Genomic DNA, 16369 nt, shown 5'->3' with positions numbered 1-16369 from the left:
AGTAATAATGAAACCTGATATTTTAAAAAAGACAAAAATAGTTTGCACAATTGGACCTGCTAGTGAAAATCCTGAGATACTTGAACAGTTAATTAACAACGGAATGAACGTTGCAAGACTTAACTTCTCTCACGGTACTCATGAGGAACATCTAGCAAAAATCAAAACAATTAGAAGAATTAGAAGAAAACTTAACGTACCAGTAGCTATAATGCTAGATACAAAGGGACCAGAAATAAGAACAGGTAATTTTAAAGTTGACGAGATATTCCTAAAGCCAGATGATATCTTCACATTAACAACAAGAGATGTTGAAGGAGATCAATCTATAGTATCTGTTTCTTATGATGGACTCCCATATGATGTATCTGTTGGTAGTGAAATATATATAGATGATGGTTTGGTTCAACTTGAAGTAATAGAAATAAAAGATGGTACAGATGTTGTTTGTAAAGCATTAAACAACGGAATTCTATCAGATCACAAGGGAGTTAACCTACCAGGATCAAAAACAAACCTTCCAGCTATTACTCCAAAGGATGTTGACGATATAAAATTTGGTATTGAAAATGATATTGATATAATTGCTGCCTCTTTCGTTCGTAAAAAAGAAGACGTATATGATATTAGAAAAGTCTTAGAAGACCACGGCGGAGAGCACATAAAGATTATTTCAAAAATCGAATCTCAAGAGGGAGTAGACAATCTTGACGAAATAATCGAGGCAAGTGATGGAATAATGGTTGCTAGAGGAGACCTTGGTGTAGAAATTAGAACTGAGTTAATTCCACTAGTTCAAAAAGAAATCATCAGAAAATGTAATGATGCAGCAAAACCTGTAATCACAGCTACTCAAATGCTAGATTCAATGATTAGAAACCCAAGACCTACTAGAGCTGAGACAACAGACGTAGCTAACGCTATTATAGATGGTACTGACTGTGTTATGCTTTCAGGAGAAACAGCTGGTGGTAAATATCCAATAGAAGCAGTAAAAACAATGAGAAATATCTGTGTAACAACAGAGCTATCTGATGACTTCTATCAAAATATTTACGATGTTAAAATTAAATCAGCAAATACAACAACAAACTCCATTGCAAAATCTACAAAAAATATAGCAGAAGAGCTTAATGCACAAGCAATTATTTCTTGTACAGCAAGTGGTAACACATCCAGAGTAATTTCTAAATTTAAACCAAAAACAAATATAATAGCAGCAACTATATCTGATAGAGTAGCTAGACAACTATCAATTGTATGGGGAGTATATCCAATAGTAATACAAGAAGCTAAGGAAACTGATGAGCTTATCGAAAGAGCAATAGTTGGAGCACTTTCTGAAGAATATGTAAAAGAAGGTGACCTAACAGTTGTAACTGCAGGTATTCCACTTGGAGTATCAGGAACAAGTAACCTTATAAAAGTACATGTTATAGGTGATATTTTGACAAGTGGTACAGGAATTGGTAGCAAATCCGTATCTGGAAAAGTAGTAATAGGCTCAACAAAGAAAGAATTGGAAGGAAAATTTGAAGAAGGCGACATAATCGTTGCTAAATTCACAGATGCAGATATAACAGAATATCTAGAAAAAGCATCTGCCGTTGTAACAGAAACAGGTGGATTAACAAGTCACACAGCAGTAGCTGCTGTACACTTTGGAATTCCAGCTGTAGTTGGTGCTGTAAATGTAATTAACCTAGTAGAAGAAGGTGAAACAATAACAGTAGATCCAATAGGCGGAGTTATATACAAGGGAGAAACAAAAGTTATCTAATGATCATAAAAGATATTAAGGTAATTGATATCCTACAAGATGGCAGAGGAGTTGGGAAAGCTGATTCAAAAGTATATTTCATAGAAGGAGCAAGTTTTGGTGAAACTTGTGACATTGAAATAATAAATGAAAAGAAAAACTTCATAGAAGCAAAAAAGCTTAAAACAACTCAACAAAGCTGTCATTTTACACAACCTCCATGTCCATATTTTTATGAATGTGGGGGTTGTACTATTATGGATACAAATTACAATACACAAATAAAATTAAAAGAAAACTTAATAAAAAACGCACTAAAGAAAACTTGTGGAATAAATATTGAATATATCGAAATACTTCCGAGTGAAAAATTAGGATACAGAAATAAAATAAGACTCCAAGTAGATGAAAAAGGAAGACTTGCTTATAATAAAAAATCCTCAAATGATTTGGTAGCAATAAATGACTGCCTTCTTGCTAACAATCACATTAGAAAAAATCTTCCGAACATAAGGAAATTAACTGAAGATATAACAAAAAATCTAGGGAGAATAATAAGAGAAATAAGCATTAGAAGTAATGGCAAGGAAATTCTACTAAATATTTACACCAATGATGAAGAGAAATTATATAACTATTTAAAAGAACAATATCCCAACCAAACTTATAACATTAACTTAATAAATGGTAGAAAAATCATGACTATAGGAAATAATTACCTGAATTTTAAACTTAAAGATAAAATATTTAAAGTATCAAAGTATGACTTCTACCAAGTAAATGACTACCAAATAGAAAATCTCTATGATTCTGCTAGGAAATATTTAGAAAAGGATAAGAAACTTTTAGACCTATTTTGCGGATCGGGTATATCATCTATTGCCCTAAATGATGATCATATAGTTGGCATAGAAATAAACAAATCAGCTATAGAAGATGCAAAACAAAACGCCATAGCCAATAATCTCAAGGATTATAAATTTATAGCAAAAAACGCCAAATACATAGATCAAAAATTTATAAAAAAAGAAAAAATAAAAGCAGTAACAGTAGACCCACCTAGAGCAGGCCTAGATAAAGAAATTATAAAAACCCTAACAAAAACTAAAATAGAAAATATAATCTACATCTCATGTAACCCACAAACCTTAGCAAGAGACATCAAACGATTTATGGATAGAGGGTACAAATTAGAAAAAATAAAAGCAGTAGATATGTTCCCTCAAACAATGCACGTGGAGACTGTAGTATTGATGTCAAGAAAATAAGATAACAGGATATAAGACTGTTGAAATCAATGGCTTTTGGGGTTTTAGAAGAAATCCTAAAAGCCATTTCTCTATTAGAAAAACACCTTGTGGGAATATATTAATAGTAAAAATCTTAGGGGTGTGTAGACAGAATAGATATTTATAGGAGAGTGGACAGAATAGACATATAAAATATAAAAAAAGAGCTAGCCAAAAATAAATAGGCTAGTTCTTTTAGTTAGAAAGGAAGCTGGTCATCACTTGGAAAATCAAATCCTGAATTAGAATCATCAGTAAAATTTTTATTGTATTCACTGTGGTCGCATAAGATTCCATCTATAAAAAATATTGTTTTAGCCCCACAAGTTTCGCAGTATCTGGCATTACTTGGGTTATGATGTATTTCAACAATATCATCAAAACCATTAAAATTCTGAGTATGAATTCCTTCACAATCATTATATAAGTTAGTTCCACATATTTTGCAAAACAATGCATTATCACTAAATTCTTCATTTCCGCATTTAGGACAAATTTTTACTTTCATTGTTGATTCATCAAATTCTACACCATCATCATAAATCATATCTATCTCACCTCTTTCCTGGTTATTTTCTTTTATATGGTCTTTCATTGTAGTAGTGCTTCCACACGTTGAGCAGTAATAATCGGTTAATTTAACATTGTGATCCTTATTATTTGAACAAGTGTTAGATATGGGAACTCCACAAATTGGACAGAATTTTGCATTGCGATTAGAGTTTCTATAACCACAAATAATACACGTATCATATTTAGTAGAATCTATACCATCAGTTAAAGGTTGATATTTAAAACCAAAGGCCAAAGACTTGGAACCACAATTAACACAATAGTCTGCTTCTTTTTCATGTTCCATTCCGCATTCAGGGCAATATATACTGAGAGGATTAAATGTGTTTTTAAAAAAAGAAAGCATAGAATTAGAAAAATCTCTTAAGTCTCTTGAAATATATTGTAATCTAACTTCAGCAGCTCGGACTGTTATGCTAAATAAATCCGATAGTGTGCTAGGATTTTTCTTTTTTTCAAACACAACAACTTGTTCAGCAAGAGGTGCTGGTGATAATAGATTTCTAGCAAAATTATTTGCTTCTTTTTCAAGTTCTTCGTATTTATTCTTACTAACACCTTTTCTGGACAGAACATCAACACCATACATTTGGTGATGGCCAATAAAAATATGTCCTAGTTCATGAGCTATGGTAAATCTAATCCAGTTTTCAGTTTTATCCACGTCATTATAATAAATAATATACTTATTTGTATCGGGTCTATAACTACAGGCGCCTAAATTACTATCGAAAAAATCAATCACATCTTGTAAAGAACAGTTAGCATCATTCATATATTCAGAGTAAGTTTTTACACTGATTTCATTGCTAAAGCAATCAATAATTTTATTTAAATCAACAGGAATTTCAGAGATATCGGCATCTTCCAATAATTCATATGATTTCTCTAGGGAAATCTTATAATCTGGAGTATACCTCACTATTGCATATCTCCATCTGCACTGCCAAATTCTTCTTCAAAATGCTTCTTTAATACCTTTAACATCTCTTCTTTTTTTCCTTGATCCATGTTTCTTGCTGCTCTCTGAATAATACGAATTTCTGGTTCATCATCTATTTGCTTATTTAAGGCAAGCAGATAGTTATAGTCGATTTGTAGAACTTCAGATATAGCCTTAAGAGTGTTATTATCTGGAGTTATTTTATCGTCGTTTTCAATTCTCGAAACAGTAGAATTACTAATTTTTACTTTTTTTGCCAATTCACGCTGAGAGATGCCTAGATCTTCACGTCTATTGGATATAACCTTTCCCAAAGTGTCTTTCATAAACTTCCTCCTTATAATAATATTATAGCACAAGTGTTGCATGCAATCAACACATGTGGTATAATTTATGTTGAATAGATGGAACGAGATAACTTCTATATTTTTTTAAGTTGAGCGTTCCATTAAATCAACAACAAGAAAGAAGTTATTTTATCACAAGCTAAAATATAAAGAAAGGAAGATGCCTATTAAAGAAATTCAAGAAGTAAAAGATGCAAATAATAAACTTATTTGTAAAATTGAAGCAGAAACTGGGATATTACAAAATATCTATAAAAAACAAGAAATTAAAGTTAGACTTGAAGTCGGACAAAGTATTGAACTAGCTAGAGGTGGATGTATCACCTTAGTTAAAAGAATAGATAAAACAGAGTACGACATAAAGAGTTACAAAAAATCAGCATAAATTTTTAAGAGCTGCAAGACGGCCTAATTTATCTTAACGGATGAATTAGGCTTTTTTTATTACAAATTATATCAAGCCTGATTAGCTATAAGGGCGTGAGATACACATATAAACTAATTTCAATCAATTTTGAAAGAAGTATATGGAGTACCTCTAGTTTCTTATAGCCTTTTTTAGGTGAAAGACAACTATGCTCCATAAACTGTAGGTAAAATTTGTATTTCTCGCTCCTTGCTATCGGGCAAGAAAGCGAGGAATATTTTGAAAATTAGAAAGACTAGATCGGACGAAAGAACCACGTATGTTTATAGGTTTGCAGATGAAACAAAAGTGGAACTAAAACCAGGAAAAGATGGGATAACAGAAGTGGACATCAAAAAACTACATGCTTTAGACGACAGTGAAGTTTACTATAACAACAAGAATCTAAGACCTGAACGAACTAAAGAAGAGAAAGCTGAAATAGATGCGTGGAAACAAGAATTTATAAGCGACTTTAAAAAGAGTCATGGATACGAACCTAATGAGGATTTGTTAAAAGGAGAAGTAGAGGAAAGATTCCCAAGGAACTATAACTTATCTCTTGATTTCGATAACGATGGGGATATTGATCCCGATAAAAGATTAATAGCAACTATTAAATCCAAAGACATGAATGAAGAATTTGAATGGTCGGAGCATATGGAAGATGTACTTTCTTTATTAACGGATAAACAGCGATTAGTAATCAAGTTGATGTTTGTGGATGGATACAAGCAGTCAGAAATTGCAGATTTAATGAATATATCTTCAGCTGCGGTTAAGAAACATTTGGATAAGGCAAAAGAAACAATCAAAAATAATTTTTAAATATTTTAGGACGAGGTTAAAAACTCGTCCTTTTTCTTTGCCTGTGATTTGTAAGGGAGATGACCCTTTCAGAAAGGAGGCAAACATGAGGCACAAAATAATCATCAATGTAACAAATGAGAAAGGACAAAAGACAAATGTCCTTAAAGGTGCAGTCGGAAAAATTCCAAACAGATTAATAAAATTTTTGTTTGGAGGCTACAGACAAATTTATCTATTAGACCCTGGGATGACAGTTGATTCAGTGGATGTTAGAGAAATCGAGAAAGGAGAAAAAAGTGTCAAGAATAAAGCTACTAATGGAAATCAAAGAAGATGCAGAGAATCTTGCATCTAGTATAGGTGTCCTTCTCACAGCTTTAGAAAGTAATGAGGAAGTTCCTAAAAAGGAAGAAAAAGTAAATCAGAACGAAAAGATTTATGAGATTGAAGATGTTAGAAAGATACTAGCCGACAAATCAAGATTAGGTCATACAGCAAAGATAAGAGAACTCTTAGAAAAGTATGGGGCTAAAAAATTATCTGAGATTGATCCAAGTAACTATAAAGACTTGGTAGCAGATGTGGAGAAGTTGTAATGAGTGCTCATGCTATTTTATCAGCATCATCTTCTAATAGATGGATTCACTGTCCACCAAGCGTTAGGCTTTCTCAAAAATATGAGGATGAGGTTAGTCCTTATGCACTTGAAGGCACCTCAGCTCATGCCCTAGCAGAATATAAACTAAAGAATTTATTAGGCATAGATGTTAAAGATCCTACTGATGATTTGGATTTTTATGATGAAGAAATGGATGAGTTAACCGAAGGATATGCATCATATGTAACAGAAGTAATAAGTAGATACGAAAGCTCAGCCGTCTTTGTTGAAGAAAGGCTTGACCTTTCAGAATATGTTAAGGAGTCCTTTGGAACTGCTGACTGTGTAGTTGTTGGAGAAAAAGAACTTCATGTAATAGATCTAAAGTATGGTCAGGGAGTTTTAGTAGATGCTAAAGAGAATTCACAACTCATGTTATATGGACTTGGTGCTTTGACTCTCTTCGATGGAATTTATGATATCGAGAAAGTAGTTCTTCATATCTATCAACCAAGAAGATGCAATATCTCAACTTATGAAATCAAGAAGATAGAACTTTATGAGTGGGGAGAAACCATACGAGAGATTGCTGAGAAAGCATATATAGGCGAAGGAGAATTCTCTTGTGGAGAATGGTGTATCTTCTGCAAAGCTAAGAATAAATGCAGGAAAAGAGCGGAAGAAAACCTAAAACTGGCACAAGAGGAATTTACCCTACCACCAGAACTATCTGACGATGAAATTGAAGAAATCCTACCAAGATTAGACGAACTGGAACAATGGGTCAAAGATATCAAGGCTTACGCTTTAGAAAAAGCAATGAAGGGCCATAGATGGAAGGACCTAAAACTTGTCGAAGGTAGGTCTAATAGGAAATACCGAGATGAAGATGAAGTTATAAACAAAGTAAAAGAACTGGGATTTAACCCCTTTGAAGAGAAGTTACTTGGCATCACAGCTATGACTAAGTTACTAGGTAAGAAAGTCTTTGATGAAAATATCACCGACTTATTAGAAAAACCAAAAGGAAAGTTAACCTTAGTAAGCATTAGAGACAAACGAGAGGAAGTAAAAATTGACAATGTTAAAGAAGAATTCGGAGGTAAATAATATGTCAAATATAAATAAAACAAAAGTAATTACAGGTGAGGTTAGATTATCTTATGCAAATGTCTGGGAACCAAAGTCAATCAATGGTGGTAAAGAAAGATACTCAGTATCTGTCATTATCCCAAAGAGCGACCAAAAGACAATTGAGAAGATTGAAAAGGCAGTAGATGCTGCTATTGATGAAGGACTTTCTAAATTCAATGGGAAAAAACCTAATAAGAAAGCTATCAAACTTCCATTAAGAGATGGTGACACAGAAAAAGATGATAAAGCATATGCTGATGCATATTTCTTAAATGCCAACTCTATGACAGCACCTCAAATTGTAGATAGAAATGTAGAACCTATTCTTGATAGAAGTGAAGTCTACTCAGGGGTTTATGCAAGGGTATCCCTTAACTTCTATGCCTACAATGTAAATGGCAATAAGGGCGTAGCGGTTGGGCTTGGAAATATTCAAAAGCTAAGAGATGGTCAACCTCTAGGAAATAGGTCTAATGCAGCAGATGACTTCGATGCTATGGACGATGATGACGAAGATTTCTTAGCATAGGAGGTAGAAATGGACTATTTAATTACAGCAATAGTTTTAGCTATTTGGTCCTTTTTATGGTATAAGCTTGGATTTTTACAAGCTCAACTAAAAGAACTAGATAGAGATATCAGAAAAATAGAAAAACAAATAAAAGAAGATAGAAAAAATAATTTAGCAGAATTAACAAAGCTTAGTGATAGCTATGAAGAAATTGTCCATAGATCTTGAGACCTATTCTTCAGTTGATTTAGGCAAAAGTGGTGTATACAAATATGCCGAGAGTGAGGATTTTGAAATCCTCCTTTTTGCCTATTCTATAGATGATGGAGAAGTTAAGGTCATAGATTTGGCAAGTGGAGAGATTATTCCTGAAGAAATATTAGCAGCACTTAGTGATGAAAGTATAGAAAAGTGGGTCTTTAATGCAAATTTTGAAAGGGTGTGTTTATCAAAATTTCTTGGAGAGAGATTAAAACCTCAAGGTTGGTACTGCACTATGATTTGGTCAGCCTATCTTGGTCTACCTCTATCGCTTGAAAAAGTAGGAGAGGTTTTAAAACTAGATAAGCAAAAGATGAATGAAGGCAAGGCTCTTATAAGATATTTTTCTATTCCATGTAAACCAACTAAGACAAATGGTATGAGGGAAAGAAATCTACCACATCACGATTTAGAAAAGTGGTCTACCTTTAAGGAATATAACCGAAGAGATGTGGAAACAGAAATGGCGATTAAGAAAAAATTATCAGCATTCTCTATGCCTCATTCAGAATGGGAAAACTACTGGACAGACCAGAACATCAATGATAGAGGGATTTTGATTGATGAAGTTTTAGTTGATTCAGCTATTAAATTTGATGAAATATTACGAGAAGAGAATATGGACAGAGCCATAGAACTAACTGGTCTTGAAAATCCAAATTCTCCCTTACAACTAAAAGAATGGCTAAATAATAAAGACTTAGAGATAGATTCATTAGCTAAAAAAGACGTAGAGTCTGCTCTTAAAAATGCTGAAGGTAATATTAAAGAGGTATTGGAACTTAGACAAGAATTATCTAAGTCTTCAGTAAGAAAATACGATGCTATGAAAAATGTAAAAGGAAAAGATAATCGAGCAAGAGGTCTGATCCAATTTTATGGGGCAAACAGAACTGGCAGATATTCAGGCAGACTTATTCAAGTTCAAAACTTAAGAAGAAATAATCTAAAAGATTTAGAACTAGCTAGGAGTCTTGTAAAAAATAGAGATTACGAAACTATGGAGATTCTATATGAATCGCCCTCTGATATTTTATCCCAACTAATAAGGACAGCCTTTATAGCAAAAGAAGGCACCAGGTTTATTATTTCAGACTTTTCAGCAATAGAGGCCCGTGTCCTTGCATGGCTTGCAGGGGAACAATGGGTACTGGATGCCTTTAAAAATGGAGAAGATATCTATTGCAGAACAGCATCGAGGATGTTTGGCGTTCCAGTTGAAAAGCATGGAGTTAATGGTCATCTTAGACAAAAAGGAAAGATAGCGACGTTAGCTTGTATTGCTGAAGGCGAGTTGGTTCTTACAGATAAGGGGTTAGTTCCTATAGAAAAACTTACAAAAGCTCATAAATTATGGGATGGAGAAAACTGGGTTTCACATGATGGAGTTATATATAAGGGGATAGGAGAAGTGATTGAATATGATGGGCTTAGAGCAACAAAAGACCATATCGTATGGATCGAGGGGCAAGAAAAGCCAATACAATTTGGAGAAGCTGCCACCAGCGGAGCACATCTCCTACAATCAGGAGATGGTAGGAGAACAATACGGGTGGGTGAAGATTATAAGCCCAGAAAAAAGATGGGCGAAAAACTGGAATTCTTGTTATGTCCTCACAAGATGTCAAGGCTGTGGAAGCATTCAATGGCAAGACAGGGGAAATTTAACAACAGGAAGGTCAAAAGGATGTCAAGCTTGCTCCCAGACAAGACAAATTCCACGATGGTTGGACAGAAGGCTAACAGCAGCAAAGCAAAGGTGTACCAACCCAAAAGATCCAGAGTTCAAAAACTATGGAGAAAGAGGAATAAAATTCAAGTTTCCATCAATTCTAGAGGCAGGTCTTTATTTAATAGAAAGATTTGGATTGCCAAAAAGAGAACTAGAAATAGACAGAATAGACAACAATGGGCATTACGAAAGAGGCAACTTAAGATTTGCGACTCGTATAGAGAATGCTTCGAACAAGAGAAATACTGTATTAACAGAATTTCATCAAAAATACTGGCCTTATGCACGAAGTGTTGTTATAAGGAAACTTTCAAAAGGATTAAGCCGAGACGAAATTATAGAAGATGCAGAATTAGCTGTATTCGAGAAAAGAAAAAATTGGAAAGGTATAGAAGCAAGACTAGACTTTATGATATACGAAATGCCGGAAAGAATAACCGTTTTACCGTATCAGGGAAATTAGTTCACAACTGTGGCTACCAAGGAGCCTTAGGTGCTCTTAAAGCAATGGGTGGTATTGAGATGGGTTTATCTGAAGATGAACTTCAATCAATAGTCGATTCTTGGAGAGAGGCTAATCCTAACATCGTAAGCTTGTGGTGGGATATAGATTCAGTCGTAAAAAGAGTTGTAAAGACTAGAAGTAAAGAAGAATATAAGAGCCTAGTTATTAGCTATGAAAAAGGCATTCTTTTTATACAACTACCCTCAAAAAGAAGACTAGCTTATCCAAAGGCAAAAATAGGGATGAATCGATTTGGTGGAGAATCAATTGTCTATGAAGGAATCGTAGTAGGAAATAAGTGGGACAAGATAGAATCTTACGGAGGAAAGTTTGTAGAAAATATTGTTCAAGCAATAGCCAGAGATATTTTAACTGAAGCTATGATGAGACTGGAGAAAAAAGGATTTAATATCGTCATGCATATTCATGATGAAGTTGTAATAGAAAGTGATTCATCTAGTATCGAAGAGATAAATGAAATCATGTCCATAGCTCCTATTTGGGCACCTGGACTTATCTTAGATGCAGATGGATTTGAAAGTGAATTTTATAAGAAAGACTAAGGAGGTTTATTCATGTTTTATGTTAAAGAAAAAATAAATGATGTCATGGAAGTAAGCATTGAAATAAATGATGAGAATGTATTTTGCACCTGTCCAAAGTGCGGAAAAGAAGTTCGAGTCGATTTAGTTGAAGTATTGGAAGAGGGGGATTTAGTTTCTACCCAAGTTTGCTGTAATACTTGTAGTGAAACAATGAGGGATATTTATGAATAAGGAACTATACAACGGGAGTGGGTGCAAGGACCCCACTCCTTATCAAACAATTAAAAATGCAGAGAAGAGATACTATCCCCTGGTATATATCTGCAGTCCATTTTCTGGAGATGTAGAAAATAATGTAATCAAGGCACAGAAGTATTCTCGCTATGCTTTAGATGAAGGAAATATTCCCATCGCACCACATCTTTTATTTCCTCAGTTTATGAGTGATGAAAGTGAGAGAAGACTTGCCATGCATTTTAATTATGTCCTTCTTGGAAAATGTGAAGAAGTATGGGTCTTTGGTGACAAGATAAGTCCTGGAATGGCTGAAGAAATAAAGATTGCTGAGAAGAGAAAAATGAAGATTCGCTATATAAAGGAGGTATCCTAATTGAAAATATACACCTCAAATTTAATAGGAGTGGAGTCAAACTGTGTTTATCCAAATGAGGTTAATGCAGTAGATGTAAGGTCTTTTGAGAAAGCTGCGAGTTTCGACCATGTAATGGCTAAGTATAAAAATTCCTATCGATCCAATGATAATTTTATAGAGTCAGAATGTGTCCCTATGGATATAGACAATGACCATTCAGAAAATCCAGATGATTGGATTTCAGCTAATGACTTAAAGAGAATATTTGATGGAGTTAAATTTGCCATAGTTTACAGCAGAAACCATAGAAAAGAAAAAAATGGAAAAGCTGCAAGACCAAGAATGCACATATATTTTCCAATTCCTAAGATTACAAATCTTGATGACTATGTAGAATTAAAAGAAAAATTGGCAGAGACTTATACTTTCTTTGATGGAAATGCTTTAGATGGAGCGAGGTTTTTCTTTGGAGTTAAGAATCCTGCCGTTGAAATAGTTAGGGGAAGGAAATATATAACTGATATTCTAAAAGATGACTTTGAGGATTTTGATAATTCTCAAGACTTGATTCAGCAAGGCTCTAGAAATTCAACTATGAACCATTTTGCTGGTAGGGTTCTAATTCGATATGGAAATACAGATGAGGCGAGAGAACTATTTGATAAAAAAGCTAGTCTTTGTTCACCACCACTTCCAGATGATGAACTGGAACAAATATGGAGGTCAGCTTGTAAGTTCTATAAAAAAGTATCAGCATGTGAAGATTATGTGCCACCTGAAGAATACAATGAAAGATATGAGGAATATAAGCCAGAGAAACTTACAGATATAGCAATGGCTGAAATCTTTACTAAGCACAACAAAAATAAAGCTATCTACACCATATCTCAAGGCTGGCTTTATTGGACGGGCAAGAAATGGGAAGATTCTGAGCTAAAAGTAATGAGTCTTTATATGGAGACTGCCAAAAAAGTTTTAGAAAATGCAAGCATTGAATTTAAAGAGACCTATCAAGAATTAGCAGATGCTGAAATGATGGGAAATAAGGAAGAAAAGGCACAAGCAAAATTAAAAGTAAATACTGCAAAAGCTTATCTCAATTTTGCTAAAAAAATGAACGACCACGGAAAAGTATCTGGAATATTAAAACTAGCTAAGTCTTTGTTAGAAGTTAAAAATGAAAAACTTGATGCAGATGCTTTTATTTTAAATACACCTGTTGGAGTTATTGATTTAAAAACAAGTGAAATAAAAGAGCATGACCCGTCTTACTATTGCACGAAGATTACTGCCCTAGCTCCAAGTAAGGATAATATGGATATGTGGATAGCTACTTTAAGGGATGTAACTGGTGGAGATGATGAGTTTATTAATTTCTTAAAGTTCCATGCAGGGTCGACATTAATAGGTCATGTTTATGAAGAAGCACTCCTTATAGCTTACGGAGATGGAGGAAATGGGAAGTCTACAGTCTTTAATTCAGAGGCTCACGTTCTTGGAGACTATGCAGGTAAAATTCCAGCTGAGTCTTTAACAACAAGAGCGAAGAATGTGAAGGTTGATCTTGCAGAGTTATGTGGTAAGAGATTTATTCTAGCCTCTGAAACAGAAGAGGGTCAAAGACTGTCAAGTTCTATGTTAAAGCAGATAGCAAGTGTTGATGATATTTCAGCAGAAAGAAAATACTATGCACCCTTTTCATTTACGCCAACGCATTCTACTATTCTCTATACAAATCATCTACCAAAGGTGGGTTCTAATGATCGAGGAACCTGGAGAAGAATTGTGGTGGCTCCATTTTCTGTTGCCATTAAAAATCCTAAGACAGACTATATAGATAAGCTTCTAGAAAAAGCAGGTGGGGCAATTCTACAGTGGATGATTGAAGGAGCAAAAGAATATATAGATGCAGGCTTTAAATATCCAAAGTGTAATGTTGTAGATGATGCTAAAAGATTATATAAGGAAGAGAATGATTGGATAAACCATTTTATTTCAGATAAATGCATAAAAGGAACAAATTATAAAGAAATGAGTGCAAGGTTATATCAAGTTTATCGTGAGTGGGCTGGTTCAAATGGAGAATACATTAGGAACAATAGAGATTTTTCACGAGCCCTTATAGCAGAAGGTTATGAAAAGAAAAGGACAAATAGGGGAATTGAATGGGGCGGTATAACCATCAATGATTTAATGGAGTCGGAAGACGACTTTTTATAAATGCATCTTAGTGTAGCATTTATAGGCTAAATAAAGATGATTGTATAGAAAAAAGTTTTTCTTAATTAATGAAAAGTGCATACACTAAACTACAAAAAGACATGACTATTTACACTTGACTTAACACTTAAATGGCTTAATATACGCATTTTGTATGGTGTGAATAGTTATAGCCTACTTTCTTTTATATATTATTTTTATTCTCTCGTGTAAAAGGTTTATATAAAGCTACACTATACAACACTTTAGAAAAATGGAGGATTTATGAATTTCTATAACTACATGATGAAAAATCACTTAAATGAAAAGTCTCCAAGAGGAGATTTAGCAAGAGATATGAAGGAAGATAGAGACTTTCCTAAAAATAAAACAGGGAAATTTAAGGGCTGGAAAAGACTGATTAAAAATTATTTAGAAAGTCAGGGTGCTTGTTATGATTGTATGATGACTTTTGAAGAAGCGTGGAAGGAGTATGAAAATTGCGAGAGAAAGAGATTGAATCTTCCCTTGTTAAAAGAGTAAAAGAGAACAAGGGTCTATGTCTTAAGTTTACATCCCCTTCAATGACGGGAATACCAGACAGGATAATACTTCTACCTAAAGGTAAAATCGGATTTGTTGAAACAAAAAGACCTGGAGGAGAACCAAGACCAATTCAGAAAAAGAGAATAAGGCAATTTAAAGATTTAGGTTTTAAGGTTTATGTTCTTGATTCAAAAGAAAACATTGATGAAATAATGAAGAGAATCGGAGGTGACTAATTGGAATATATTCCACATAAATATCAAAATTATGCTACTGAATTTATAAAAGAAAATAAAGAATCAGCACTTCTACTTGACATGGGTCTCGGCAAGACGGTTATAAGCCTAACAGCTATAAAAGATTTACTCTTTGATTCTTTTGAAATTTCTAAAGTTTTAATTATAGCACCACTAAGAGTTGCCAGAGACACTTGGAAGGAAGAAGTAGAAAAATGGTCTCACCTTGATATCTTAGAATATTCAGTAGCAATAGGAAGTGAAAAAGAAAGAATAAAAGCATTAAATAAGCAGGCAGATATTTATTTAATCAATAGGGAAAATATAGACTGGTTAATAAATAAAAGCGAACTACCATTCAACTACGACATGATCGTAATTGACGAATTATCATCTTTTAAGTCTCATAGGTCAAAGAGGTTTAGAGCATTAATGAAAGTTAGACCAAAGGTAAAAAGAATAGTTGGTCTTACTGGAACTCCATCATCTAACGGTCTAATGGATTTATGGGCTGAGTTTAGATTACTTGATATGGGTCAAAGACTTGGAAGATTTATTGGTCAGTACAGAGAAATCTATTTCAAACCTGATAAGAGAAATGGACCAATCATTTATTCCTATAAGCCACTTCCTTTTGCTGAAGATGCAATCTATGAAAAGATATCAGATATCACAGTTTCTATGAAAGCTGAAGACTATCTAAAAATGCCAGAGAAGATAAACAATGAAGTCTTTGTAAATCTATCAGATAAAGAAAGAGATATCTACGAGACCTTAAAAAAAGACTTGGTTGTTAGTATTAAGGATAAAGATATAGATGCAGTTAATGCTGCTGCACTTTCTAATAAGTTACTTCAAATGGCGTCAGGTTCTGTTTATGATGAAGATAAAAATATGATTCATATTCATGATAGAAAGCTTGATGCCTTGGAAGATTTAATAGAAGGCGCAAATGGTAAACCAGTATTAACAGCTTATTGGTATAAGTCAGATTTAAAAAGAATCAAAGAAAGATTTGATGTGAGAGAACTTAAAACAAGTGAGGACTTTAAAGAATGGAATCAAGGCAACATTCCTGTAGCTATTATTCATCCAGCATCTGCCGGTCACGGACTTAACCTACAAGCTGGAGGTTCAACCCTTATTTGGTTTTCTCTTACTTGGTCCTTAGAACTTTATGAACAAACCAATGCCAGACTTTATAGGCAAGGGCAGAAAGAAACAGTTGTGATTCATCATATCTTAGCAAAAGGAACTATTGATGAAGACGTGATGAAAGCATTAGAAAATAAGAACAAAACACAAGCTGCACTTATTGATGCAGTGAAAGCAAATCTAGAGAGTTAATGTTATAGAATGTCACTATCAAAATTTGCTAAGCTT

At 33.8% G+C, this 16369-nt stretch carries 18 protein-coding genes; 16 read left to right on the top strand and 2 right to left on the bottom strand.

The window, feature by feature from the left end; genetic code table 11:
- The first annotated feature begins 7 nt into the window (after positions 1 to 7).
- Positions 8 to 1780 (top strand): pyruvate kinase, encoded by a 1773-nt coding sequence (gene pyk / locus E0D87_RS08305; RefSeq protein ID WP_130820064.1) that lies wholly within the window; start codon positions 8 to 10, stop codon positions 1778 to 1780.
- Positions 1780 to 3027 (top strand): 23S rRNA (uracil(1939)-C(5))-methyltransferase RlmD, encoded by a 1248-nt coding sequence (rlmD, locus tag E0D87_RS08300; protein WP_130820063.1) that lies wholly within the window; start codon positions 1780 to 1782, stop codon positions 3025 to 3027. The genes pyk and rlmD overlap by 1 nt, the downstream gene beginning before the upstream one ends.
- Positions 3028 to 3247: 220 nt before the next feature.
- On the opposite strand, the gene E0D87_RS08295 is transcribed toward rlmD, so the two are convergent.
- The gene (locus E0D87_RS08295) at positions 3248 to 4543 is read right to left on the bottom strand and encodes a double zinc ribbon domain-containing protein (protein ID WP_068370039.1); all 1296 of its coding nucleotides are present in this window, start codon (positions 4541 to 4543) and stop codon (positions 3248 to 3250) included.
- Positions 4543 to 4890, bottom strand: a complete 348-nt coding sequence (locus tag E0D87_RS08290) for a helix-turn-helix domain-containing protein (protein ID WP_165442736.1) — start codon at positions 4888 to 4890, stop codon at positions 4543 to 4545. The genes E0D87_RS08295 and E0D87_RS08290 overlap by 1 nt, the downstream gene beginning before the upstream one ends.
- A gap of 181 nt (positions 4891 to 5071) precedes the next feature.
- On the opposite strand from E0D87_RS08290, the gene E0D87_RS08285 reads away from it, so the two are divergent.
- From E0D87_RS08285 to E0D87_RS08220, 14 genes are all read left to right on the top strand, one after another.
- Entirely contained in the window at positions 5072 to 5296 is a 225-nt protein-coding gene (locus E0D87_RS08285) for a hypothetical protein (RefSeq protein WP_019117877.1), read from the top strand.
- 261 nt (positions 5297 to 5557) lie between these two features.
- Positions 5558 to 6145, top strand: coding sequence for an RNA polymerase sigma factor (locus tag E0D87_RS08280; protein ID WP_068370045.1), 588 nt, complete (start codon positions 5558 to 5560; stop codon positions 6143 to 6145).
- A gap of 85 nt (positions 6146 to 6230) precedes the next feature.
- The gene (locus E0D87_RS08275; protein WP_068370048.1) at positions 6231 to 6482 is read left to right on the top strand and encodes a hypothetical protein; all 252 of its coding nucleotides are present in this window, start codon (positions 6231 to 6233) and stop codon (positions 6480 to 6482) included.
- Positions 6424 to 6723 (top strand): hypothetical protein, encoded by a 300-nt coding sequence (locus tag E0D87_RS08270; protein WP_068370051.1) that lies wholly within the window; start codon positions 6424 to 6426, stop codon positions 6721 to 6723. Before E0D87_RS08275 ends, E0D87_RS08270 begins: the two co-directional genes overlap by 59 nt.
- Positions 6723 to 7835 carry a DUF2800 domain-containing protein gene (locus tag E0D87_RS08265; protein ID WP_094208052.1) on the top strand — a complete coding sequence of 371 codons (1113 nt, stop codon included), beginning with the start codon at positions 6723 to 6725 and terminating at the stop codon, positions 7833 to 7835. Before E0D87_RS08270 ends, E0D87_RS08265 begins: the two co-directional genes overlap by 1 nt.
- Before the next feature lies 1 nt (position 7836).
- Positions 7837 to 8388 (top strand): DUF2815 family protein, encoded by a 552-nt coding sequence (locus E0D87_RS08260; protein ID WP_094208053.1) that lies wholly within the window; start codon positions 7837 to 7839, stop codon positions 8386 to 8388.
- Positions 8389 to 8397: 9 nt separating this feature from the next.
- The gene (locus E0D87_RS08255; RefSeq protein ID WP_002834902.1) at positions 8398 to 8598 is read left to right on the top strand and encodes a hypothetical protein; all 201 of its coding nucleotides are present in this window, start codon (positions 8398 to 8400) and stop codon (positions 8596 to 8598) included.
- On the top strand, positions 8573 to 11431 hold the full coding sequence (locus tag E0D87_RS08250; protein WP_130820061.1) for a DNA polymerase: 2859 nt from the start codon (positions 8573 to 8575) through the stop codon (positions 11429 to 11431). The genes E0D87_RS08255 and E0D87_RS08250 overlap by 26 nt, the downstream gene beginning before the upstream one ends.
- Positions 11432 to 11443: 12 nt before the next feature.
- Entirely contained in the window at positions 11444 to 11644 is a 201-nt protein-coding gene (locus E0D87_RS08245; RefSeq protein ID WP_009431911.1) for a hypothetical protein, read from the top strand.
- Complete coding sequence (locus E0D87_RS08240) at positions 11637 to 12023, top strand: DUF7768 domain-containing protein (RefSeq protein WP_068370061.1); 387 nt, start codon at positions 11637 to 11639, stop codon at positions 12021 to 12023. The genes E0D87_RS08245 and E0D87_RS08240 overlap by 8 nt, the downstream gene beginning before the upstream one ends.
- On the top strand, positions 12024 to 14225 hold the full coding sequence (locus E0D87_RS08235) for a phage/plasmid primase, P4 family (protein ID WP_068370064.1): 2202 nt from the start codon (positions 12024 to 12026) through the stop codon (positions 14223 to 14225).
- 264 nt (positions 14226 to 14489) lie between these two features.
- Entirely contained in the window at positions 14490 to 14747 is a 258-nt protein-coding gene (locus E0D87_RS08230; protein ID WP_068370067.1) for a sterile alpha motif-like domain-containing protein, read from the top strand.
- Positions 14705 to 14986 carry a VRR-NUC domain-containing protein gene (locus tag E0D87_RS08225; RefSeq protein WP_068370071.1) on the top strand — a complete coding sequence of 94 codons (282 nt, stop codon included), beginning with the start codon at positions 14705 to 14707 and terminating at the stop codon, positions 14984 to 14986. Before E0D87_RS08230 ends, E0D87_RS08225 begins: the two co-directional genes overlap by 43 nt.
- Positions 14987 to 16333, top strand: a complete 1347-nt coding sequence (locus E0D87_RS08220; protein WP_130820060.1) for a DEAD/DEAH box helicase — start codon at positions 14987 to 14989, stop codon at positions 16331 to 16333. It begins immediately after the preceding gene.
- The last annotated feature ends 36 nt before the right edge of the window (positions 16334 to 16369 follow it).

This window comes from Anaerococcus vaginimassiliensis (assembly GCF_900626155.1).
GTDB lineage: Bacteria > Bacillota > Clostridia > Tissierellales > Peptoniphilaceae > Anaerococcus > Anaerococcus vaginimassiliensis.
This window is presented reverse-complemented; position numbering and strand designations above follow the sequence as displayed.